This is a genomic window from Bacillus sp. FSL K6-2869, assembly GCF_040869405.1.
Taxonomy (GTDB): domain Bacteria; phylum Bacillota; class Bacilli; order Bacillales; family Bacillaceae; genus Bacillus; species Bacillus altitudinis.
The window spans coordinates 3,579,955-3,604,322 of sequence record NZ_CP152035.1; the positions used below are offsets into that span (position 1 = coordinate 3,579,955).

Genomic DNA, 24,368 nt, shown 5'->3' on the forward strand with positions numbered 1-24,368 from the left:
TAATCAAACAGCAAGGAGATTTACGATGCCAAAACAACCCATCCGCGTTGAACTTAGTTCAACAAAAAAACCAAAACCTCAATCTGATCAACTTGAATTCGGAAAAATCTTCACAGACCACATGTTTGTGATGGATTATTCAATTGATAAAGGCTGGTATGATCCGAGAATTATCCCTTATCAGGCGATTCCAATGGATCCAGCTTCTATGGTTTATCATTATGGCCAATCTGTTTTTGAAGGCTTGAAGGCGTATGTGTCTGAGGATCAAAAGATTCTCTTATTCCGTCCCGAAAAAAATATGGAACGCTTAAACAGATCAAATGACCGCCTATGTATCCCGCAAATTGATACAGAAACGGTTTTAGAAGGCTTAAATGAACTCATTCGCATTGATAAGGATTGGGTACCTGATGCAGAGGGCACTTCTTTGTATATTCGTCCATTCATTATTTCTACTGAGCCCTATTTAGGTGTTGCACCGTCAAGCACCTATAAGCTGATCATCATTTTATCTCCAGTAGGTTCTTATTATAAAGAAGGCATCCATCCGGTCAAAATTGCGGTGGAAAACGAATTTGTCCGCGCTGTTAAAGGCGGAACAGGAAATGCCAAAACAGCTGGAAACTATGCATCAAGCCTGAAAGCACAGCAAGTTGCTGAAACGAAAGGATTTTCACAAGTCCTGTGGCTTGATGGCATCGAGAAAAAGTATATTGAAGAAGTCGGTAGTATGAATATCTTCTTTAAAATCAACGGAGAAATCGTGACGCCTGAACTGAACGGCAGCATTTTAGAAGGGATCACACGGAATTCTGTGCTTGAGCTGTTAAAGCATTGGGAAATCCCTGTGACAGAACGTAAAATTTCAATTGATGAGTTAATCGAAGCACATCAGTCAGGTGAACTTGAAGAAATCTTCGGGACAGGAACGGCAGCCGTCATTTCTCCTGTCGGTGAATTAATTTATCACGATCAGCCATACGTCATTCAAAATGGTCAAACAGGCGAAGTATCGAAGAAATTGTACGAAGCGATTACTGGAATCCAAAAAGGAACTCAGCCAGATATCTTCGGCTGGACAGTAGAAGTCGATTCGGTCGTCAAGCAGGCATAAGCAAGCGAAAGAACCTTTCATTTGATGAAGGGTTCTTTTTTTGTTTCTTTATCTCCTTCTCTACCTCATAATGGAAAATATGGATCTATTCCACGCTTAAGGAGTGATGATATGTTTTTTACTTATTTACTAGCGTTCTTTGGGATTTGCATCGGATCGATCATCATCGCTACAGGTTTCGATGATTCACCGTTCTTCACCCGTTTTCTATTTAAGTTTCTCGGAATTTCTATCTTTGTTCTTTCCATTACTTTTGTAAAAGTGAGGCGAAAGAGGTTACGCAACAAAAAGGCGAAAAAGACTTAGATGTCAGTCAGCCTCTCATCAAATCGTGCACCAAAACAAGACCGATATCCCCACAATGGCCCCTGCATATATCCACTGTTTCCCTTTGATACTCCGCTTTCTCTCGATCAGTAAAAAGATCTCTGGTAAAAAGACGATGATGATTTCTAGGATAAAAACAAGATGATAAACTGGCGGCATCGGCTGGAAATCAAAGTCTCTTTCATCTCCACCAATGGTTGCGAAATACATTAACAGATTGGTTACTGGAATGGTAAAACAAACGAGCAAGCGGAGAACATACATCCACACATCCTGTCTATGCCGAATCAGGCCAATAAATGAAGCGATGATTCCATACAAAAACAAAACCACTGTGCCGTAACTAAGTAGAGGTTGAACGATAAAGCCGTAAAGCATTAAACCAATTGCCACCATATTCTAACCGTCCTTTCTTTGAAGCAGTACATGTTGTTTTTTCTATCATACACTGCTTTCTCCGGTTTCCATATGAAAAAATCATAAAAAACGACCCCATAAAGGGGCCATTTTATTTTACGCATTCACTGATTTGAAGAACTGCGGTAAATATTCACGGTGCGCTTCAAGCATTTCATCTAAGATTTGCTTTGCAATTTCGTCAGAAGGAACGAGTGGATTGATGGTCATGGCGACAAGAGCCGTCTCGTAATCTCCTGTCACAGCTGCTTCAGCTGCCACACGCTCGAAGGACTTGATTTGTTGAACGAGTCCTCTCACAGCCACAGGCAGATCACCTGTCGCGATTGGTTTCGGTCCGTCCTTTGTAATGATACAGTTCACTTCAACCGCTGATTCGGCCGGAATGCTGGCAATCGCTCCTCTGTTCACTGTATTTACCGGTTGAATGTCATGTTTATCATTATAGATGGAGCTGATCAAATTACATGCTGCATCGCTGTAATAAGCCCCGCCTCTTTTTTCGAGCTGCGGCGGTTTAATCGATAAATCTGGGTCTTTATATAACTCAAATAGTTCATGCTCGACTTGCTGCACAACCTCTGCTCTTGTTCCTTTTTCTTGAGCCGCTTTTTGTTCTTCCTCCAGCATATCTTTCGTTTTATAGTAATAACGATGATACGGACATGGAATGACCCCTAAGCCTTTGACGAAAGAAGGCTCCCAGTTTTTCGCTTCAATATTCCTCATGGACCACTGGCTATTTGGATTTCCTAATTCATCTAGCACTTGATCCATAATGCTGACCCCGTCTAAATACACATCTAAGCCATAGACCATGTGATTGAGGCCTGCAAATTGTACTTCAATGCGTTCGACATCGACATCCAGCGCTTTTGCAATGCCCATTTTGATTCCAATCGGCACATTGCATAGACCGACCACTTTTTTCAGATTCGTGTAGCGTAACACCGCCTCTGTGACCATGCCTGCTGGATTTGTAAAGTTCACCAGCCAGGCATCTGGGCAAAGCTCTTCCATATCCTTCACGATGTCTAGAATGACTGGAATGGTGCGTAGACCTTTAAATAACCCGCCTGGACCATTCGTTTCCTGTCCAATGACGCCATATTTAAGTGGGATTCTTTCATCCTTGGCTCTGGCTTCGAGCAGTCCTACACGAAATTGTGTCGTGACAAAGTCCGCATCTTTCAGAGCTGCCCGGCGGTCAAGGGTGAGGTGCACTTCAATCGGCAAACCCGCTTTTTCAACCATACGTTTTGCAAGGGCACCCACGATGTTCAACTTTTCCTGACCCGCTTCAATATCCACAAGCCATAATTCCTTTACAGGCAATTCTTGATATCGTTTAATAAACCCTTCGACGAGCTCAGGCGTATAGCTTGATCCACCGCCTATTGTGACAATTTTGATTCCGTCTTTCATGAATTGACACCTCCGAATTGCTTCATTTTTTCATGGAGCTCAATGATTTCAGCTGCAAGCTCCTTGACGGTCATTGCGTTCATCAGATGATCCTGTGCATGAATCATCAAGAGACTGACGTCGGTTTTCTCTCCTCTGATTTCTCCTTGGATCAGCTCTGTCTGTGCGTGATGCGCCTCATTTAACGCGTCTTGTGCTTCCTGCAATTTTTGCTTCGCCTCATCAAAATTGCCTTGCTTTGCACATGTAATGGCCTCCATGGCCGAGCTTCTGCCATTACCACCGTGCAAGATGAGTTGAAACACAATTTGTTCCATTTCCATCGGCCGCATCCCCCTTGTTCCCTCTATTACATGCTGACGACATTTTCATCTGTTGATGCTTTTGCTTCAAGCTCATTTTCTTCTTTCAATTTCTGCTTATCCCACATTCTAAAGAATGGATAGTATAGCGCAAATGACAAGGCAAGGTTAATCAGCTGCATGACCGCACCAGAGATTTTCCCGCCTGTTGCGAGATAGCCTGAAATGATTGGCGGCATTGTCCACGGGACAGCAATCCCTGCCGGTTTTGCTACAAGTCCTGTGCTCATTCCGATATATGTGGTGATGATCATCATAATTGGGGTAAGGATAAACGGAATGAGAAGCATTGGGTTCATCACAATCGGCATTCCAAAAATGATCGGTTCGTTGATGTTAAAGATGGCTGGCCCAATCGCAAGACGGCCAAGCTGTTTCATTTGCTTACTTCTCGCACGCAAGATCATGGTCAGTACCAAAGCAAGCGTCGCGCCGCTTCCGCCGACATTGATAAAGATTTCAAAGAACTGCGCTGTGAAAATATTCGGCAGCACTTCTCCTGCTTGGAAGGCAAGACGGTTTTCATCCATCGCACCGAGCCAAATCGGACCCATGACTCCACCGACAATGGTGGCTCCGTGAATACCACATGCCCAGAGGAGCATTTGCACACCGATGGCAACGATACTTCCGCCTAAGCTTCCACCAAGAATGGATAGTGGTGTGCCGATTAAGACCGTAATGATATTATGAATACTCTCAAAAGGTGTCATCTCAATCAGAAGCCTAGCGACCCAGATCAGCGTGATGACCACAAAACCTGGAATAAGTGCGATAAACGATTTACTAACTGCTGGCGGTACACCATCAGGCATTTTGATGACGATATTCCGCTGTACAATAAAGCGGTAAATTTCGGTGGAAAGCATGGCAATAATCATGGCAACGAATAGCCCTTTACTGCCCATCAGTGTGACGGGAATACCACCATTCACTAGGATAGCTTCTGTTGATCCTTCAGGTGTGAACGGTACTTGATAAGGTGTGGCTAGGAGGAAAGCTGCGACAGCAATTGCACCAGATGACAGTGCATCGACTGCATACTTTTCAGCTAACCTGTACGCGATCCCAAAGGTCGCAACAAGTGCCATAATGTCAAAGGTGGCATTCACAGGATAGGATAGTTTCGTGGCCCATTCGGCTCCGAAGACACTTGCCATAAAATCGCTGTATCCTGGAATCGGAAGGTTGGCTAAAATAAGAAACAGTGAACCGACGATAATGAGAGGCATGGTTAAAACAATTCCGTCACGCAATGCTTGTAAATGTCTTTGAGCGGCAATCTTCCCTGCAAACGGCATAACCTTCTCTTCTAGAAATCGGTTGAATCCATTCATCCCTTCCGCCCCCTTTATCCGTTCACTAACTGTTCAGCAGATTTTAAAACCTCAGCACCATTACATACGCCATAATGCACGGTATTAATCACGTCTACTGGAATTCCTTTGTCTTCTCCGAGTTTTTTCATTTGCGGTAATAAATAACGAACTTGAGGTCCTAATAAAAGCACATCGGCTTGATCAATATGATTTTTTGCAGCATCTCCAGATACTGCCCAAATACGATAGTCTTTTCCTTGTTCTTGTGCACTTTTCTCCATTTTTGTGACAAGTAAGCTTGTTGACATACCTGCTGCACAAACTAATAAAATGTTCATTGTAAACGCCCCCTTTTTGAAGTATGAAGCTTTTCTTTACACATTCATCATATTATGAAACCGCTTTCATAAACACCCATACTTTTTCCTTTAAGAAGCGGAAAAAGTTAATATCACACCATTAGTTCTTGTACGAAGGCGCTTTTTTATCCATGACATCCAGCATGTCTTCAAAGGTGTCACAGGTGATGAGGTGCTGAATAAATTTCACATGATGGACAAGCTCTCCAAGCAGACGGTACATGCCTTTTAAATCTTTGGCATTCTCTTTTTCGACACAAAGCAAGCACACAAATTGAACTTTTTTCTCTCCCCAAATAATCGGTTTTTCTAATGTACAGATCGCCCAAAACGTCTCTTCTGTTAGCGGGGTCATCGGATGCGGAATCGCTGTATAATGCCCAAATGAAGTCGGTGCAGACTCTTCTCTTTCCATCACAGATTGTGTAAGTTCTGCTGGCGCTAAGCCCATGTCAATGACCTTTTGCGTGAGAAAGTGTATGACCTCTTCCTTTGTTTGAAAGGCGCGTTTTGTAAAGACCAATTCCTTTTTCATATATTGCGTGGCTAATGTCACTCTTGTTTCACTTGTCAAAGCTTCTTCTATTTTTAAAAAATCACTGCCTCCTAAAATCGTGTTCACTTGAATGACCGGAATCGGTAAATCCATATGAATGGGAATGGTCGAAATAATTAAATCCAATGCATGTAAAGAGACATGCGGAAGCGAATAAAGCTCTGCTGTGCCTAAAATGGTCAGCTTCGACCCAAATTGTGACCGCAAACGATCTTGAAGTAGCCTTGCACTCCCAGCACCAGACGCACAGACAATCAGGCATCGCTTCGGTGGTATTTCCATTTTCCTGCGCTCTAAGGCCGCACCAAAATGAAGTGCCATATAGCCGATCTCATTTTCATGAATGGACAAACCTGTCTCTTCTTCAATGACCCTGCTCGCCACAATCCCTGCTTCAAAGGCAATTGGATAGCCCGCTTTGATCTCATCAAGCATTGGATTTCTTAAATTCATTCCATACTTACACCGATTGATCGCCGGCTTTAAGTGCAAACTGAGGCCAATCAGCAATTCCGCATCTCCCGCTAAATCCAGCTGCAATTTTTGATCAATGGCTTTCAGCATCAGCTGAACAAGACGGCTCGTGTCATCATCCACAATTTGTTTTTGACCGCCCGTTGAAAAAGACTGTACCATTTTGGCTGTTCCTAGCAAATGAATGGCGATATAAACGATTTCCTCTTGTGGAAATGAGACATCCAGCAGCCCTTCAAGACGCTCAACCATTTTTTTGGCTACCTTGTATTCTTTTGCCCTTGGGATTTCGTTGATTTCTTCAGGCAGCACAGATACATAGTTTCCGTGTCTAATCCGTTTACAGGCAATAGCAATATGAACAATTAAATTATTCATGCAAATGTCTGATAGATTCATTTTTTCCTCGTTGATATAATCAATCATGGTTCTCTGAATCAATTCCAGCTCATGTTTTGGCAAAATCGTAACCGCCGTGTTCAGCATTGTTTGATAGGAACGCCGTTCATTGAATAAATATTCTGACATGCAATAACGGATTTTCATCTCAGATCCTTTGATCCGGCAGCCTTTATTCGGCTTTGCTTCCAGCTTCAGATCAAAGGGTTCGAGCTTACGTTTGACCCATTTCATGTCATTACTCATCGTCGATTTACTAATAAACAGCTGCTCCTGTAAGTCTTCCAGCTTCACATATGATTCCGCTAGAAGCAGCTTTTTCAAAATAAATCGAACTCGTTCTTCTGGAAGAATAGCAAGCGGTTCTTCCTGTTCGACTTCTTCCTTCATAAAACGGCGAAAGGCAATCTCATCGTTGATCAACAGCTCATAGCCAGCGCCTCTAACAGCTGATACAGCTGCTTGATAAGGGGCTAGACGCTCATTCAGTTCCTTGATGTCTGTTCGGATGGTGCGGCTTGTCACTTGTAAACTGACAGAAAGCGCAGCGCTCGTGAGAGGAGTCTCAGCTGCCATCAGCTGACTTAAAATGTGCGCCAGTCTTTTACTCAGCATTAGGTCTGCCTCCTTCATTTAGGGTGGAGAATCTGCCTTGTTTGGACAGGTTGTATACGCTTACAGTTCTCTTCATTACTCATATTCTACTGAAAAGAAATAAAAATTGCCAACTCATTTATATGACAAACGCCCCTATTTATACAACCAACCATATCTAATGACCTATGAATCTTCTTCTAAGATGCTGTTGTGGAAATCATGAAAAAAAGGCGTTACACCTCCGTGTATCCGCCTTTTTCTTATGAAGAAATCAGTTGTGTAAAGACAACCAATCTTTTTTCATGTGTACCGGCTGCATGATCAAAAGTTCCCGTACATGTGATGAAATTGAGATTCCGTGTAAAGGCGTACCCGAAAAAAGCATTTGGTTTCTCTTCGCGCGGATAGCTTTTCACCTTGAGAACCTCAAAGGTTCGCTTTTCCCCTGACGAGGATGTCACAATGACTTTGTCTCCCTTTTTTAGCTCCTTTAGTCGATAAAAAACAGAAGGACCCCATTTATTATCAACATGACCATTTATGACAGCATTCCCTTTATCACCAGGCTTCGGACCATCTTCAAACCAAGCTGTGTGATCTGTATTTTGCGGAACACCCATACTGCCATCCTTTGATAAAGTCGTTTTCTCCACTTTTGCTTGGACATCAATCGCTGGAATGGAGATGTCAGCGGGAACAATACCCGATGGCTCATCTTTTAACGTGTCGTGTGAATGAGATGGATTCTTGGCTTGTTTTGCTGTCATTGGCTCAGGAGATGATGCAGTTTCAGAGGATGACTTTTCATCTATTGATTGGGATGCGCAGCCCGTGATGATGAAAAGCGTCAGAATACCAAACAGCCATCTTTTCACGCAAGTCGACCTCCTTTTGAAGAAAGGAACGGCACGATTGTGCACGTTCCCTCTTGTCTTGATGCCTGCTTAATTTGATGGTTTGCGGCGAATGAGGAAGAACGCCCCCACTGCACCTCCGGCTAAGATGAGACTCGCCATCATCCCAGCAAATGCTTCATATGACATACCTAATGGACCGGCTGTGCCTCCCATACCTGTTTTCGGCATCTCATTTGGCATGTTGGATTTGAACATGTCAGGATGCTGATCGACAATAGCTGATGCGACATCTTGACCAACCATGAACATATGACCGTATGCTTCTCTGACAGTCGGGTACAGCTGATCGTATTCACCATGATGATAAGACGTGTACGTTTTGATGAGCTCATCAATATGGGTTTTCAACCCAGCTTCTAAGTCAGCCGCCTTCAATCGTCCATCTGTCGCTTGATCTAAAAATTTTGCTTGTTTCATACGGTAAGCATCTAAATCTTTGACAGCCTTTTCTTTTGCTTGCTCGTCTCCTGATGCATCTGCTTTAACATAATCAACTAAATATCCGATATGACTTGACCAGATCGTTTTAAATTGTTTTCCTGCATCTTTTCCATAAACAGAAGCGATCGCATCTGATAAATCATTTGTATTTTCATTTAAGGCTGCGGCTGCTTGGTCAAAGTCCTTGCTGCCATCATTCCCTTTTTGCATAGCCACTACCGCGAGTGCCAAATGCTCTGAGAACAAGTAGTTTAAATCCTCACGAAGATCTGCCGCTGGAGTATCGACTGATTTTTGATCAAATTTCCCAGGAAATTGATCTGTAATCGCCCATGATACACCTTTACCTACTTCAAACATATGATGAATGGATTTTCTGACCGTTTCATAGGTTGTATCAAAATCCTTTTCTGTGTAACTGTCAAAAGCTTTTAGCAGTTCATTGACGTGCATCTTTAACCCTTCTTCAAGTTCACTTGCTTTCAATCTTCCACCTGTTGCTTTATCAAGCATATCAGCTTGTTTCATGCGGTATTGATCAAGCGCTTTGACCGCTTTCTTTTTACCTGCTTCATCTTTTTTCGCTGTCGCTTGTACATAATCAACGAAGTAGCCGATATGGCTTGACCAAATCTCTTTGAATTGTTTCCCTGCTTTTTTTCCATACACAGAGGCGATCGCATCCGATAGATCATTCGTGTTTTCATTTAACGCTGCGGCTGCTTGATCAAAATCTTTACTGCCGTCAATTCCCTTTTGCATCGTGATCACTGCTAAATAAGCATGCTCTGAGAAGAGCTGATCAAGCGCTGCGCGAAGATCCGTTGCTTTATTTGACACCTCTTGTGATGATGACGACTTTTTTGCATCCCCATGCATATGTCCTTCGTGTGCACTTGCCATTTGAGCAGTTGGTAATAATAATGCTGCACTAAGCGGGATCGTTAAAAATGCTTTTTTCATTTTCATCTGTTTTGCCTCCTCTTTCCGTTTGTTATGTACTTAACGGAGAGAGAAGTGATATGGATCATTCACACAGCATATTTTTTTGTTTCATGCATTTCATAAAAAAAAGCCGGATTACCCGGCTGATACGTTACGACTTTTGGATGCTTTTCGTTCTTTATATATTTTCCTCACCACTGGATAAATCACTGGTGCCCATTTGACAATTTGTTTCAGCCACTTTTTCATTTTCTCCCGCGCCTCCTTATTGTCATTCTTACAAGACGATTCCCGATCTTGTCATGAAATAAACAGGTGCGGGAGAGCAGGAGTTAAATGACGCCTTGTGCGATCATGGCATCTGCCACTTTGCGAAATCCTGCAATATTTGCGCCTACCATTAAGTTTCCAGCGTATCCGTATTCTTCAGCTGTCTCAGTACACTGACGATAAATCGACTGCATCATTTGTTTCAACTGACCATCTACTTCTTCAAAAGTCCAAGACATTCTCGCACTGTTTTGCGCCATTTCTAACGCCGAAACACCCACTCCCCCAGCATTTGCTGCTTTTGCTGGTGCAAACAAAATATCATGTTGTTCAAATACTTTGACGGCCTCAAGTGTGGACGGCATATTGGCCCCTTCTCCTACAGCGATGACACCGTTTGCCACTAGTTGCTGTGCTTGCGACTCTGAAATTTCATTTTGGGTCGCACATGGCAGCGCAATGTCACAAGGAAGAGACCAAATTTGTTCGCAATCTTCAATCAATTCAGCATGCGGGTGAATGTCTATGTAGGCACTAATTCGCTGGTTATCGACTTCCTTCAGCTGCTTCACTGTCTCAAGTGAAATGCCTTGAGGGTCGTAAATGGCTCCGCTTGAATCACTACAAGCCACTACCTTTCCGCCTAATTCCAATACTTTTTCCATCGCATAAATCGATACATTTCCTGACCCAGACACAACAACAGATCGTCCTTCAAATTGCATTCCGTGGGCTTTTAACATTTCTTCCATAAAGTACACCAGTCCATAGCCGGTCGCTTCTTTTCTTGCTAAACTGCCTCCGACGCCAGGGCTCTTTCCTGTCAGGACACCTGCTTCATACGCACCACGCATTTTTTTGTACTGGCCGAACATATAGCCGATTTCGCGTGCGCCTACCCCAATATCTCCTGCCGGCACATCTTGATCAGGTCCAATATAACGACTGAGTTCACTCATAAAGCTTTGAACAAAGCGCATGATTTCTCCATCAGATTTCCCTTTAGGGTCAAAATCTGATCCACCTTTTCCTCCGCCGATCGGCAAACCTGTCAGTGCGTTTTTAAAGATTTGTTCAAATCCTAAAAACTTGATGATGCTGGCATTGACCGATGGGTGGAAACGAATGCCCCCCTTATAAGGACCGATGGCACTATTAAATTGAACCCTGAATCCTCTGTTCACCTGTACTTTGCCTTCATCGTCTACCCACGGTACACGAAACATCACAAGCCGCTCAGGCTCAATTAAGCGTTCTAAGATCCCCTGTTTTTCATACTCTGGGTGTTTTGCAAAAACCGGGACGAGGGATTCCAGAATTTCTTTCACGGCTTGTTGGAATTCCGCCTCACCTGGATTCCGTTTTTCTACATCCTCTAGCACACGGTGGATGTAGCTTTGTGCTGTTTGTGCTGCTCGATCTAAGGTCAACATGTCTCATCTGCCTCCTTGTCAATATCTCACTCTTTGGTTGTTAGATTTTCTAACGCATATTGAGATTAATTTAACACCATTTGTAAAAACTGATCAATATTGATAACAGATGAAAACGATGCCGAAATGAGATAGATCAAGCAGAATCACCTTCCGTCATGAAAATAGCCCGCTCAAAGAATGACTATCGTGCTAGAAATGACGAACTGGACGTTCAACATCCCGCTTTCTTTGACACATTCATGAAACTTTCATTTTTTCTAGATGATGATCATTCAAAAAAAAGGTCAAAAGTTTTACAACGTCTTTCAATCTTTCCTGAGCTTTTCTCCTCTTTTACGATCAGGTAAGACAACACACAGCCAATATAAAATAGAAGAAGATGGGAAGTTGATTAATCCAATGATGCCCCAGAACCATTTATAACGCCCTCTTTTCTTAGCATCCATAAATAAGAGAAATCCCTGTGCAAACAGTAACGGTAATGCGCACAATAAGATGATCATTTCCGTCTGACTCATAAGGAGGACCCTCCTTTAATATGTTGATATTCCTTGATGCCGACAACCACACAGAGCGGCACGCTCACCACTTGGAGAAGAATGAAGATGATGGGCAAATGAGTAATGGCAGCTGCAAAAAGTGTCATGATGGTCAGACTGACGATGATGTACGCCAGCACTTCTTGTTTAAAACGTTTTTTCTCTTTTTCCTTTGCCTGCTTTAGCATCAACATCAAAGCTTGTTCACTCGGCTTTTCTACTTCGATTTGTTCATCGAGCTCCTGCAGCCCCTCTTTTAAACGATCGGCGAAACGATCTTCTTTCATCAGTCCCACTCCTTTCGAATTTTCTTGATCCCATGATGAACCCTCGATTTCACCGTACCTTCTCTCACCCCGAGCATCGAAGCGATTTCAGGGTAAGTAAAGCCATAATAGTAATGGAGAAGGATCGGTGCTCTCTCCTGAGCCTTTAACTCATTTAGAGCATCCCACATGTCATGCCAAGTATGGCCTTTTTGCTGAACATCCCATTTGAACCGGCGGATGGCTTCTTGATTCGCCTTTCCTTCTCTCGTTTGTTCACGTTTTCTTTTCTTTTGATGATCTAAAAATTGTCTAGATGCAATGGACATGAGCCATGTTGAAAATAATGAATCTCCTCTAAAAGAAGAAAGTTTCATGTACGCTTTGAGCATCGTTTCTTGCATGATCTCCTCTGTCAGCTCTTGTTGAAGGGTCAATTTCATCAAATAACGGTAAAGAAACGAATAATGATGCCGATAAAGGGCGGTAAATGCGGCATCATCCCCCTGTTTTGCCCGCTTGATCCATAAAGTCTCCTCGGTCTGCTCCAAACACGTCCCTCCTTCCTTTCTATCTCTTATTGATTAGACGACACCGGTGATCGCATCGTTTAAAATAGACCTTCTTTTTTTAAATTGGAGCCTTTTCTACCTACTGTTTAGCGCATGGATCTATTTGATATCCATTTTTTTCTTATGTAATGATTATGACATGTCTTTGTCTCTAACAAAATGACGCTTTCGTAATCATCTTGATTTTCCTTGAAAAGAAGAACGTCCTTTTCATAATCACTAGGTTACCCCAATACCTATCGTCAATGATCCTTGTCTCATGTAGATAAATTGAAATAATCATTGCCTTAGTTTCCTTGAAAATCGTGGAATACTTCGTTCCAATTCTTAGCCGATGATACCTTTTTGCGTGCTATGCTCTTCCTACATTCCGAAAGAGGCGATGCTGGCGAAGGAAGGAGGAGCGGTTGAATCGCAGCTTATTTTGGAAACGTTTACATTAAAACAAAATATAGAATGGAGATGTTCATGTTGAAGAAAAAAGTTCCAATGTTAGCTGGTGTGTTAGCGGTTGGTCTCGTGACTTCATTATTTGCGCCAAATGGGGAGGCAAAAGCAGCAACGAAATATCCAGAAAGCCCTTCGATTATGGCCAATTTTAATCAGCAAGGATTCTCCACATTAAATGGCGGTACAACAGGCGGTGAAGGCGGTAAAACGGTGACGGTGAAAACGGGAAATGAACTATTAGCTGCCCTCAAAAGCAAAGGAACAAATGAAAAATTGAAAATCGTGGTAGACGGAACGATTACTCCTTCTAATACATCAGCCAATAAAATTGATGTGAAAGATACAAACAATGTCTCCATCGTCGGTAAAGGGACAAACGGCGAATTTAATGGGATTGGTATTAAAGTATGGCGTGCTAATAACGTCATCATCCGCAACCTCAAAATCCATCACAGCAAAATCGGTGATAAAGATGCCATCGGAATCGAAGGTGGCTCTAAAAACGTATGGGTCGACCATAATGAACTCTACAACACTTTGAACTCTGGGAAAGATGACTATGATGGGTTATTCGATGTGAAAAATGACTCCGATTACATTACGTTCTCATGGAACTATGTCCATGACAGCTGGAAAACAATGCTGATGGGCAGCTCCGATAACGATAACTACAACAGAAAAATCACATTCCACAACAACCGCTTTGAAAACTTGAACTCTCGTGTACCGTCTATGCGCTACGGAGAAGGTCATGTGTATAACAACTACTACAAAGGCATCCATACAACTGCGATTAACTCTCGTATGGGCGCAAAAATGAGAATTGAGCACAACGTATTTGAAAATACAAACAATGCCATTGGCAGCTGGGACAGCCGTCAAGTCGGTACATGGCATGTCATCAACAACTCATATATTAATAGTACAGGCAGTCTGCCAACGTCTTCAACAGGTACGTACAACCCTCCTTATAACTACTCTTTGCTTAACGTGAACAATGTGAAATCAGAAGTTGTATCAAATGCGGGTGTAGGAAAAGTAAATCCTTAAACTCAAAAAAACGTTCGGGCAGAAATCTTCTGTCCGAACGTTCTTGTCATACATTTTTTACACGTTCGAAAATGGACGATCCATTTCATACAGCTTTTGATAACGCACATTTTCTTTCAGCAAATCATGATGCTGCCCTTCCATCTCAATACGTCCACCTTCAATAAACATCATACGGTCACATGCCTCACAGCCAGTGAGATGATGGGTGATCCAAATGACTGTTTTTCCTTTTAACACGCGAAAGATCGTTTCAAGCAATTCACGCTCTGTGCGTGGATCAAGCCCGACGGTTGGCTCATCTAATACAACAATCGGTGTGTTTTGCAGCAAAATCCTTGCTAGAGCCATACGCTGTCTTTCTCCACCAGAGAAACGAACCCCTGTCTCTTGTACACCTGTGTGATAACCTTCTGGCAAAGACTCAATGTAATCGTGCAGCTGAACTTGCCGCGCGGCTTCTTTTACTTGCTCTTCTGTCGCTTCTGGAGAACCTAAGCGAATGTTGTTTAAAACAGACGTATCGAATAAATAAGGCTGTTGATTGAGTACAGACACATAAGAGGATATCTCCTCTTGAATGCTTTGTACCGGTTTCCCCTGAATGCTGACAACCCCTTGATTTGGCACGACTGCCCCTTCTAACAGTTTTAAAATGGTCGATTTGCCTGCACCGCTTTTTCCTAAAAGAGCGAGCGATTCACCTTGCTTCATGGAAAACGAAAAATGCTTTAGTACATGTTGATCTACTTCATATCCGAAGGTGACTTGATCAAAACAGACCGCTTCAACGCCATCAGAGACGGGTGTCTCGTCTGCTGCCTTCCTCTCCACTAATCCTTCATACGACTGCTCTTCATAATGATTTAATCTGCTGACGGCATGCTGATAAACAGGAATATCGCCTGCTGCATCTGACAGCGGAAGAAAGGCTTCTGTTAATGGAAACAGCACAAGCACAAAGGCTGCGATGAGCGTGTGTGGCATAGAACCAGCCTGAACGACTGAGCCGCTCCAATACACGACAAGGACGACTGCTCCTCCAATGACTAGCTGTGCTAAAAATTGGCGCAGACGGATAAACCGGTGCTTTGCCGCTTCGAGTGCTAATAGCTTTGCTTCTTTTCGTTCATAGCCCTCAACAAAATCGTTCTGTCTGCCGCTAAACAACCAGTCACTCACGCCCATGACAGCATCTGTTAAATGGCTGTACAGTTCATTTCTGCCCTTTTTCATTTCAATTTGTCGCGCCCGGTTCACAAGTACTGTGATGTATGGGAATACAAATACGAGCAGCGCCATATAAAGCAGCATCAACCCGGCAAAAGGCCATGAAAAAAGCCCAAGTGCTCCAATTGAAGCGGCATATAAAAGCAGTGCACCGATGGATGGAAAGATTGTTTTTAAATACGCATCCTGTAATCTCTCCACATCTTCTGATAACAGCCCAAGCATTTCACCTGTTCCAAGCTTAGTCTGTTTGGCACTTCGTTCAGCCATATCATAAAGACGTACCCGCATTTTTTCAATCATCGTCAAAATGAGCTGATGACTCGCCAGTCTCTCTGCATAACGAGCAGCTGAGCGTGAAATACCAAAGGTACGTACTGCCACGATTGGGACATAGACCATCAAGATATTCTCAGGTCTTGTGGCAGCTTTTGAAATGAGGAACCCTGACGTATACATGAGCATAGAAGCAGAAAACACCGCAATCGCTCCTAAAAAAAGCACCAAGGCAAACAGCTTTTGATTCTCCTTGATATAAGGTATAAACCAGCCTTTACTGACCATGTGTGACCGCCCCCATTTGTTCCTGTACCAATTGATAGTACACACCTTTTCTTTCCATTAATGATTCATGAGTTCCCATCTCTGCAATCGTCCCATGATCCATCACAATGATTTCATCCATATCCGTCATCCAATGAAGTCTGTGTGTGGCTAAAAACACAAGTTTATCTTCAAACAATGGAAGCATTGTTTTCTTCAATTCATACTCTGTCTCAATATCCAGATGAGCCGTTGGTTCATCTAACAGCATAATGGATCGCTGGCCGAGCACTGTGCGAGCGAGGGCAATCCGCTGCGCTTGTCCACCGCTCAGTCCTCTGCCCTGTTCGCCAATGACCTCATCCAGTCCATTGGGGAGATCGGCTACGAGCTGAGACAAACCTGCCTCTTGCACCGCTCTTTCGACGTCTTCATCTGTTGCATTCGGTTCATAAAAACGAATGTTTTCTCTCAGTGTCATGTGAAATAAATAAGGATGCTGCGGCATATAAACGACTTCTTTTTGCCATGCCGCCAGCTGTAAATGAGCAAGCGGCTTGCCGTTTAGGATGATTTCACCTGCAGACGGTTCAACAAAACCGCCGAGAACATCCGTTAACGTCGATTTCCCCGAACCACTGGCACCGATGATCCCAATCTTTTTCTTTCCTTTCACAGTGAGATCGACATCCTGAATCGAATAAGGAGCATGTTCATCATGCAACACACTGACACCTTGCAGTGTGAGCTCAGATTGCTCATTCCACTCGTTCAGCTGCACGGATTGTGTCTCCTGCTCTCGGAAGCCCTTTTCCTCTAAAATGACTTGAATCGCCTCATTCGCTTCTTTACCGTTTAACGTCGCATGATAATCATTTCCTACTTCACGGACTGGCAAGAAATATTCTGGCGCGAGCATCAGTGCGGTCAAAGCCGGCAATAACAAAAGATCTCCTTCAATTAAGCGCAAGCCGAGAAATACAGCGACAGTCGCAATGGACAGCATAGAAAAGAAATCGAGAGCAAAAGATGAAAGAAAGGCGACTTTCAGTGTGCTCATCGTCGCCTTTCGATAACGCTTTGAGACCTCTCCAATATTGCGAGAATGCTTTTTACTAATCCCTAAGTAGCGAAGCGTTTCAAGGCCACGGAGAGAATCAGTAAAATGATTGGATAATTTCTCATACGATCTCCATTGTTTGGCCGCTTTACGCTGAGCGACAAGTCCTAGCAAAATCATAAAAACAATTAAAATCGGCAGCGTGACAATGAGAATGACAGCAGATGTTTCATCTAATGTCCAAACATAGACAAGCACCATCACCGGGATAACTGCCATGTTGACCATTTTCGGCAAAAACAGCTGTAAATACTGACGATATTGGGCAATACCCTCCATCGCCAATGTCACAAGCTTTCCTGTTCCTTTTTTCTTCGTGAAAGCTGGCCCTAAACGAAAAAGCTGGTCCAACAGCTGTTTTCTGACGTCTGCTCCAATTCGGGAAGAGTAGGTAAACATGACCTTCTCCCGAATCAAGGTGAGACCGTGCCGCACCAGAAAGGCAGCAAGAAACAGCAAGACATAAGGCGTTGCCTGCATGAGGCTCTTCCCGTCAAACAGCGTTGTTATGGCATGTGCCAGCCACTGTGCTTGAAAAATAATACTTGCTCCTTGGATGATTGACACAATACCTAAGAGGGCAAGAAGCCCCCTCATTCCTTTTAGTTGAAGCAAACGTTTATCCATTAGTAGGTCATTGGCTCCTTACCGCTTACACGTTTACGGAAGACATAGTAGCTCCAGATTTGATACCCAAGCACAAAAGGTAGCAAAGAAATGGCAACAATCGTCATGACCGTCAGTGAATAAGATCCTGATGCAGCGTTTTGAATGGTGAGGTCGAATGCATGGTTGATCGAACTAATCATGACACGCGGGAATAATGCTGTGAAAAGCATGGTCACCGTCACCATAATACCTGCACCTGTGAATAAAAATGTCCATCCATCACGCTCTTTTCTCATAAAGAATAGAGCCGCTACATAACAAACCACAATGAGTACAGTTAAAGGGATTGTGATGATCGGACGCACGGTATAAATGTCTGTTTCAAGAATAGACACACCAACAAATAGAACAAGAACTGGTAGTGCAATCAATAAAACACGCTGACCGAGCTTTCTTGCACGATTTCTTAAATCGCCCTCAGTGCGGAGTGTGACGAAAATCAATCCATGCAGGAGGCAAAGCACCGTCACAGCTACCCCGCCGATCACTGAATAAAGATTGACGAAGTCTGTAAATCCAGCGTACATATTCATATCTTGATCAATTGGCATTCCTCGTAACATACTTGTGAATAGCACTCCGAGTAAAAATGGCGGAAGCAGGCTTCCAAAGAAGATGACCCAGTCCCACGTTTTGATCCATGAAGCCTTCTCGACCTTCCCTCTAAATTCAAAGGCGACCCCCCGCCCAATGAGCGCTAATAGGAGAATCGTAAATGGAATATAGTATCCGCTGAACATCGTAGCGTACCAGTGAGGAAAAGCGGCGAAAATAGCCCCGCCAGCTGTAATCAGCCAGACCTCATTCGCATCCCAGAAAGGGCCAATCGTATTGATTAAAATGCGGCGCTCATGTGCATCTTTTCCAAGCAGCTGCATGGACATCCCGACACCAAAATCAAATCCTTCTAAGAAGAAAAATCCAACAAACAATACTGCGACAAGAATAAACCAAATCTCGTTAAGATATGCCATGATATGCGCCTCCATCAAATGGATCTGTAGACAGGTCCGTTTCATCCTTTTGATCTGTATTCTCTTCAGAATGTGCACCTTTTTTAATTTCTCGAATGAATAAGTAGGCAAGCACGATGGCAAGAATCAGATAAATGGTCGTAAAGCTAATGACTGAGAATAGCAACATGCCGTACGATACGTTTGGTGAAATGGATTGTGCGGTTGTCATCATACCAAAGACTGTCCACGGCTGACGCCCAATTTCCGTCATGATCCAGCCCGCTGAGTTTGCAATAAACGGGAACGCAATCATCCATACCATGAAGCGTAAAAACCATTTGTTTGATTCTAGTTTTTTTCTAAAGCTCAAATACAAACCAATCATACTAGCAAAAATCATCAACATGCCGGCACCCACCATGATTCTAAAGCTCCAGAAGGTTGTTTTGACTGGAGGAATGTAATCTCCAGGACCAAACTTTGCTTCATATTCTTTTTGAAGGGTCAGCATACCTGGCACATCTCCACTAAACTTCGAGTAAGCCAAGTAACTTAAAGCAAACGGAATATTGATCTCCGCAGAGTTTTCTTTTTTATCTGTGTCAATGTTGGCAAATAGTGTCCAAGCCGCTGGATCTCCACTATCCTTCCAAAGGGCTTCACTTGCTGCCATCTTCATCGGCTGTGATTCCATTAAATGCTTCGCTTGATCATGTCCAGAGAACGCCACACCTAAGCCAGAAATGAAAGCAAGCACCATGGCAATCTGGAAAGATTTTTTGAAAAAGGTCACTTCTTGTTTTTTGATCATTTTATAGGCACTAACACCCGCGATAAAGAAAGCACCGGTTGCCAATGCACCAAACAGAACGTGCGGGAACTCTACCCAAAGTTGCGGATTTGTCACGAGCGCCCCAAAGTCATTCATTTCTGCACGGCCATTTTTAATCACAAATCCAACTGGCTCCTGCATAAATGAGTTGGCGAGTAAAATCCAAAACGCCGAAAAGATCGTACCAAGAGAAACGAGCCAAATACATAACAAATGAATTTTTTTCGGTAGACGGTCCCAGCCGAATATCCAAAGACCAATAAAAGTCGATTCAAGGAAAAAGGCCAATAGCGCTTCAATGGCAAGCGGTGCACCAAAGACATCACCGACAAACCTTGAATAATCTGACCAGTTCATCCCAAACTGGAATTCTTGCAGAATCCCTGTCACCACACCTACTGCAAAGTTAATTAAGAAAAGGTGACCCCAAAATTTTGCCATCTTTTTATAGATGTCTTTTTTCTTCACCACATAAAGGGTTTGCATCAATGCAACGATAAATACCAAACCTATAGACATAGGAACAAAAATAAAATGAAATAATGTCGTTGAGGCAAATTGAAATCTTGCTAAAAACAGCTCACTCACAGCCTTACATCCTCCCTTACTTTCGCATGCCGAATGATTCGAGATATTTATGCTCACCATTTCACAAAAAGTTCACTATTTGTTCAATGATTCACAAGTGAAAGTCCATTTGATATAGTTCACTCGGTGAAATTTTACTCTTGATTTTCATTCGGTTAGTTATTTATACCTGTACTTTACACCCATGCGCTTCAAAAATAAAGTAAATTTTACCTAAAATTTGGATAGGATTGTGTCAGTTGTTTGAATACTTTGTCAAAAATATGTGACGGAAAGAGACAATCACAAAAAAAATAGCGCTGCTTTTTCGCTGCAGCGCTTTTGAATATTTAGGCTTTTTTCTGTAAAGCGGGTCTTGTGACTTGCACTTCATAGTACGTAATTTTGTTTTTTAACAGGCCTTCAGGTTTCGCCTTTCCATGAGCATGCGCATCACCAAATGCCTGAGATTTTGTCCAATTCACAAAATCTTCTTTTCGATTCCAGCGGGTGTGAATGGTTACTTCATCGTAATCAGTTGTCTGCTGAGTGACCCATACTTCCATACCTAAAAAGCCTTCCATAAATTCTACTTGCCCCTGCTTGTTAAACCGTTTAACAAGGTGGTCGGCACTGCCTTTTTCTACTCTTACTTGGTTGTTTACAATAATCATGTTTGGTTCATCTCCCTTTTGTTGTTGAATGGAGGCGATTGGGATAATGAGTGGATGCTCACCGTCTAAGTGAACCTCTGCCTGAATCCCAAAAACCTCCTTGAAAAAGTCTTCTGTTAACACTTCTTTTGGTGAGCCAATTTGATGCACCTGACCTCGCTTCATAGCAATGAGACGGTCACAATATTTTGCGGCCTGCTGCAAGTCATGGAGAACCATTAAAATGGTGATGCCATGTGTTTGATTCAGCTGTTTGAGCAGCTCCAGTAATTCAAGCTGATGCGCAATGTCTAAATAAGTGGTTGGCTCATCTAGAATGATGGTCTCTGTCTTCTGAGCCAGTGCCATTGCAATATATGCCTTTTGTCTTTCTCCGCCTGACAATGTATGAAGCATTCTGTTTTCATTGATGCGGCTATTCGTCACTTCAAGCGCCCACTCAATCGCTTCATGATCTGACGTACTGCTTTTTTTCCAGATGGAACGGTGCGGACTGCGTCCAAGTGCGACAAGCTCACGTACGGTCATCGATGGAATGGCGGTTCTTGTTTGCATGAGAACCGCCACCTCCTTGGCGATCTCCTGTGCCGTCATCTCTTTTTGCGGGATGTCGTGAATGTAAATCATGCCGCTTTCGATTGAGGTCAGTCGTGCGGCCGCTTTGATAAAAGTCGACTTACCTGACCCATTCGGGCCAATGATTCCGGTTACACTCCCTTTAGGAACAGCTGCTGAAATGGAAGACAGCCGAAAGCCGCCTTGACTGAGACTCACGTCATGCATTGCAATGACATCCATCTTAACCCCTCCCTTTCTTTTTTAATAAATAGAGGAAGAAAGGTGCACCGATGCAGGCAAGCAAAATCCCGACAGGCAATTCAACCGGTGTAAACCAGACCCGTGCTGCTGTATCGGCAAAGACCACAAGCACGCCCCCTCCAAGCATTGAAATCGGCAGCAAATACCGGTAATCATCTCCGATTAAAAGACGGATAAAATGAGGCACCACAAGTCCGACAAAACCGATTAAACCGCTGACACTGACAGCCGCTCCAGCTAAAAGAGCGGCCAGCGCAATGAGAAAAAATCGAGTCCGTTCTACTCGAAGGCCCAATAGCTGAGCCGATTCATCGCCAAGCAAAAGGAGATTGGACGGTTTAATGGCGAAAAAACAAAGACATAATCCAGCCAGCGCATATGGCGACACAAAGCTAAGATGATGCCAGCTCCGTCCGTTTAACCCCCCTGATAGAAAAGGCAAAACAGCCTGCACACGCTCACTATAAAGCACCATAAACCCATTCATCACCGCACCAAGCAGGGCATTGACGGCAACACCTGCCAAGATCAATTTAAGCGGTGAAACCCCTTGATCAAATGACAGCATATACACGACAAGAGCTGCTAATAAGGCGCCCAGAAAAGCAGCTGCCGGAAGCAAATACGTGAATTGCGGGAGAACAATCATGCTGAGTACAGCAGCTAACCCGCCGCCCGCAGTCACACCAATGATCCCAGGGTCAGCAAGTGGATTTCGGACAACTCCTTGTAAAATCGCCCCTGATGCCGCGAGACAGGCCCCAACGAGAAAACCAATGAGCACACGCGGCAGCCGTAAATCCATGACAATTTTTTCATGAACAGGCAGACCTGATCCCGTGAAGACAGCCATTAAATCCGGCAGCGATAATTGGACAGAACCTACCGCAAGTCCTAGACAGACGCCCACACATAAAGAGAGAAACAATCCTGGTAACAGCCATTTTCGTCTTGACTGCCTTTTTTGAAAATCTAGTTCTGCATTCATCTTCATGATGACAATCGCTTCAATTTCTTCTCTAATTCATCGATCGCTCTGATGACTTCTGCGCCTGGATTTGTCCCAAATAGGTCACTTGGCAAAATCTCAACGTGTCCATTTTTGACAGCTGATACATCGTGCCACGCCGCATTTTGCTTCATTTCACTCATAAAGCCTGCTTTGACATCTTCAGGATTGCTGTGTGTCATCAGCAAAATGAGATCCGGATCGGCCTCGATTACCTTTTCTGCATTGATTTGTGCATATTGCGGAAACTTTTCGAGTGCTGGTTCATTTTCAGCAATATTCGCACCACCAGCGATCCGCAGCAGATCACCGCTTAAAGATTGTGGAAGTGCCGCCATATATGTGCCGGGCGCACCATATACAACGAGTGTCTTTACTTTTTTCTCAGGCTGCTTCACTTGCTTGATCCGCTGATCGATTTGAGCATTGAGTGCTTTGGCCTTTTGCTGTTTTCCAAGTAAATCACCAAATAAAGTAACTTGACGCTGGATGTCCTTCACTGAGTTGGCACTTGTCAAAAGAAGCTGTGAACCAATTCCTTCTATAGTAGAGATATCCTTGCTGTTTAATGATTCATTCCCAAGCACCACATCGGGCTTTAAACTCGTGATCAGCTCGACATCAAATTGATGGGTTGTGCCAATTGATTGTACGGACTTTGCCTTTTGTAGATTGTCTGGCAATTCGGCAGTTGGCCGGCCGACCACCTGGCCACCTAAGGCATAAATGATGCTCATGTCGCCAGTTGACAACGAGACGATCCGTTCAGGTGATTCATGAAACGATAATGTTCTGCCGGCAAAATCCTGAATGTTGAGCGCACCTTGCTTGCTCCCATTCTCGACAGGCGCCGCCTGGCTGCATCCGCCGAGGAGAAGCACGACGACGAGTCCTGCCCAAATCACATGTAAACATTTCAACCGTCTGTCTCTCCTTTTCTAGTAAACTTTCTTTAGTTTCGCCTGTACCACGAGACGCTTGTTTTTAGGTGCCAGCACGTGATCACAGGTCGATAATGTGAGAATCAAGTCATCTGTGGATACGTCTGTTTTCGTTTGATAGATGGACTTCTTACGCACAGCTTGCAAGTAGTGCGCATATTCACCAAGATCCTGAAAATCAGTCTGAATATAATCGAAATCGACTGTCGTCTCATACACAGCAAAAATCTCTGCTTCATAGCTTTGGTACAGCGTATCGTACTGAAATGTGCGATGATCTTGGAAGAAATCTTTTTTCAAATAGTTTGTGAGACCAGCAAACATAGACCCATCCCTCATCCGATGACCGTACAACACTGTATTGGGACTTTCATGCAAGACGTCATTACGATAATCCATAAAGATACTGCCTGCCCGTGTGTCATCCTTTACATAATTACGAGTTAAATAGAATGCATTATCGTTTGACTGAACAATTGGATACTGAATCATCGTGTCCTTCATATCAATCCAACCGACAATGTCTTCATTCACCTTTCGCAAATCATCAAATGACTGACGGATTTCTCCAGGTTTTCGCTGTTTCATTCCATCCTCGTGTGTGTAAAGTGTCTGAGCCTTTGCAAGCACCTGACGATTTTGATAATAGCCAAAGAGCTCCAAGCCAATGGCAGTACCGCTATATAGAAAAACACCTAAACAGACGATCGTCAGCATTCGCTGCCCGATTCTTTTCCCTCGTTTCACACTGTCTCACCTGCTTTTTGCAC

General features: G+C 43.5%; 23 protein-coding genes. 2 read left to right on the plus strand and 21 right to left on the minus strand.

The window, feature by feature from the left end; genetic code table 11:
• Positions 1 to 25: 25 nt before the first annotated feature.
• Positions 26 to 1,117: a branched-chain amino acid aminotransferase gene (locus tag MHI58_RS18525; protein WP_008345553.1), complete on the plus strand. Its 1,092-nt coding sequence runs from the start codon at positions 26 to 28 to the stop codon at positions 1,115 to 1,117.
• 324 nt (positions 1,118 to 1,441) lie between these two features.
• On the opposite strand, the gene MHI58_RS18530 is transcribed toward MHI58_RS18525, so the two are convergent.
• From MHI58_RS18530 to sigY, 13 genes are all read right to left on the minus strand, one after another.
• Positions 1,442 to 1,840 (minus strand): hypothetical protein, encoded by a 399-nt coding sequence (locus MHI58_RS18530; RefSeq protein ID WP_025208200.1) that lies wholly within the window; start codon positions 1,838 to 1,840, stop codon positions 1,442 to 1,444.
• 117 nt (positions 1,841 to 1,957) lie between these two features.
• Positions 1,958 to 3,286 (minus strand): 6-phospho-beta-glucosidase, encoded by a 1,329-nt coding sequence (locus tag MHI58_RS18535; RefSeq protein ID WP_007497885.1) that lies wholly within the window; start codon positions 3,284 to 3,286, stop codon positions 1,958 to 1,960.
• A complete protein-coding gene (locus tag MHI58_RS18540; RefSeq protein WP_008345561.1) occupies positions 3,283 to 3,609 on the minus strand; it encodes a PTS lactose/cellobiose transporter subunit IIA in 327 nt (108 codons plus the stop codon). The genes MHI58_RS18535 and MHI58_RS18540 overlap by 4 nt, the downstream gene beginning before the upstream one ends.
• A 26-nt stretch (positions 3,610 to 3,635) precedes the next feature.
• A complete protein-coding gene (gene celB, locus MHI58_RS18545) occupies positions 3,636 to 4,985 on the minus strand; it encodes a PTS cellobiose transporter subunit IIC (RefSeq protein WP_007497888.1) in 1,350 nt (449 codons plus the stop codon).
• Positions 4,986 to 4,999: 14 nt separating this feature from the next.
• Positions 5,000 to 5,305, minus strand: coding sequence for a PTS sugar transporter subunit IIB (locus MHI58_RS18550; RefSeq protein ID WP_007497889.1), 306 nt, complete (start codon positions 5,303 to 5,305; stop codon positions 5,000 to 5,002).
• Positions 5,306 to 5,426: 121 nt separating this feature from the next.
• Positions 5,427 to 7,370: a BglG family transcription antiterminator gene (locus MHI58_RS18555; RefSeq protein ID WP_045033792.1), complete on the minus strand. Its 1,944-nt coding sequence runs from the start codon at positions 7,368 to 7,370 to the stop codon at positions 5,427 to 5,429.
• A gap of 242 nt (positions 7,371 to 7,612) precedes the next feature.
• Positions 7,613 to 8,227 carry a class F sortase gene (locus MHI58_RS18560; protein WP_045033791.1) on the minus strand — a complete coding sequence of 205 codons (615 nt, stop codon included), beginning with the start codon at positions 8,225 to 8,227 and terminating at the stop codon, positions 7,613 to 7,615.
• A 69-nt stretch (positions 8,228 to 8,296) separates the two neighbouring features.
• Complete coding sequence (locus MHI58_RS18565; protein ID WP_045033790.1) at positions 8,297 to 9,679, minus strand: hypothetical protein; 1,383 nt, start codon at positions 9,677 to 9,679, stop codon at positions 8,297 to 8,299.
• Between the two features lie 111 nt (positions 9,680 to 9,790).
• A complete protein-coding gene (locus MHI58_RS18570; protein ID WP_008345567.1) occupies positions 9,791 to 9,904 on the minus strand; it encodes a hypothetical protein in 114 nt (37 codons plus the stop codon).
• Positions 9,905 to 9,987: 83 nt separating this feature from the next.
• A complete protein-coding gene (gene gdhA, locus MHI58_RS18575; protein ID WP_045033788.1) occupies positions 9,988 to 11,358 on the minus strand; it encodes an NADP-specific glutamate dehydrogenase in 1,371 nt (456 codons plus the stop codon).
• A gap of 308 nt (positions 11,359 to 11,666) precedes the next feature.
• On the minus strand, positions 11,667 to 11,879 hold the full coding sequence (locus tag MHI58_RS18580) for a hypothetical protein (RefSeq protein WP_008345569.1): 213 nt from the start codon (positions 11,877 to 11,879) through the stop codon (positions 11,667 to 11,669).
• A complete protein-coding gene (locus MHI58_RS18585; protein ID WP_045033786.1) occupies positions 11,876 to 12,187 on the minus strand; it encodes a YxlC family protein in 312 nt (103 codons plus the stop codon). Before MHI58_RS18585 ends, MHI58_RS18580 begins: the two co-directional genes overlap by 4 nt.
• Positions 12,187 to 12,717, minus strand: a complete 531-nt coding sequence (sigY, locus tag MHI58_RS18590) for an RNA polymerase sigma factor SigY (protein ID WP_007497895.1) — start codon at positions 12,715 to 12,717, stop codon at positions 12,187 to 12,189. Before sigY ends, MHI58_RS18585 begins: the two co-directional genes overlap by 1 nt.
• Positions 12,718 to 13,206: 489 nt before the next feature.
• On the opposite strand from sigY, the gene MHI58_RS18595 reads away from it, so the two are divergent.
• Positions 13,207 to 14,238, plus strand: coding sequence for a polysaccharide lyase family 1 protein (locus MHI58_RS18595; protein WP_008345573.1), 1,032 nt, complete (start codon positions 13,207 to 13,209; stop codon positions 14,236 to 14,238).
• 57 nt (positions 14,239 to 14,295) lie between these two features.
• On the opposite strand, the gene cydC is transcribed toward MHI58_RS18595, so the two are convergent.
• From cydC to srtB, 8 genes are all read right to left on the minus strand, one after another.
• Entirely contained in the window at positions 14,296 to 16,032 is a 1,737-nt protein-coding gene (gene cydC / locus MHI58_RS18600) for a thiol reductant ABC exporter subunit CydC (RefSeq protein WP_045033784.1), read from the minus strand.
• A complete protein-coding gene (gene cydD, locus MHI58_RS18605) occupies positions 16,022 to 17,758 on the minus strand; it encodes a thiol reductant ABC exporter subunit CydD (protein ID WP_045033782.1) in 1,737 nt (578 codons plus the stop codon). Before cydD ends, cydC begins: the two co-directional genes overlap by 11 nt.
• Positions 17,758 to 18,774 (minus strand): cytochrome d ubiquinol oxidase subunit II, encoded by a 1,017-nt coding sequence (gene cydB, locus MHI58_RS18610; RefSeq protein ID WP_045033781.1) that lies wholly within the window; start codon positions 18,772 to 18,774, stop codon positions 17,758 to 17,760. Before cydB ends, cydD begins: the two co-directional genes overlap by 1 nt.
• Positions 18,761 to 20,176 carry a cytochrome ubiquinol oxidase subunit I gene (locus tag MHI58_RS18615; protein ID WP_045033780.1) on the minus strand — a complete coding sequence of 472 codons (1,416 nt, stop codon included), beginning with the start codon at positions 20,174 to 20,176 and terminating at the stop codon, positions 18,761 to 18,763. The genes cydB and MHI58_RS18615 overlap by 14 nt, the downstream gene beginning before the upstream one ends.
• Before the next feature lie 329 nt (positions 20,177 to 20,505).
• Entirely contained in the window at positions 20,506 to 21,627 is a 1,122-nt protein-coding gene (gene isdG / locus MHI58_RS18620; protein WP_045033779.1) for a heme oxygenase, read from the minus strand.
• 1 nt (position 21,628) lies between these two features.
• Entirely contained in the window at positions 21,629 to 22,642 is a 1,014-nt protein-coding gene (locus tag MHI58_RS18625) for an iron ABC transporter permease (protein WP_007497907.1), read from the minus strand.
• A complete protein-coding gene (locus MHI58_RS18630) occupies positions 22,639 to 23,577 on the minus strand; it encodes an ABC transporter substrate-binding protein (RefSeq protein WP_041507984.1) in 939 nt (312 codons plus the stop codon). Before MHI58_RS18630 ends, MHI58_RS18625 begins: the two co-directional genes overlap by 4 nt.
• Before the next feature lie 18 nt (positions 23,578 to 23,595).
• Positions 23,596 to 24,345 carry a class B sortase gene (gene srtB, locus MHI58_RS18635; protein ID WP_039963055.1) on the minus strand — a complete coding sequence of 250 codons (750 nt, stop codon included), beginning with the start codon at positions 24,343 to 24,345 and terminating at the stop codon, positions 23,596 to 23,598.
• Positions 24,346 to 24,368 lie beyond the last annotated feature (23 nt).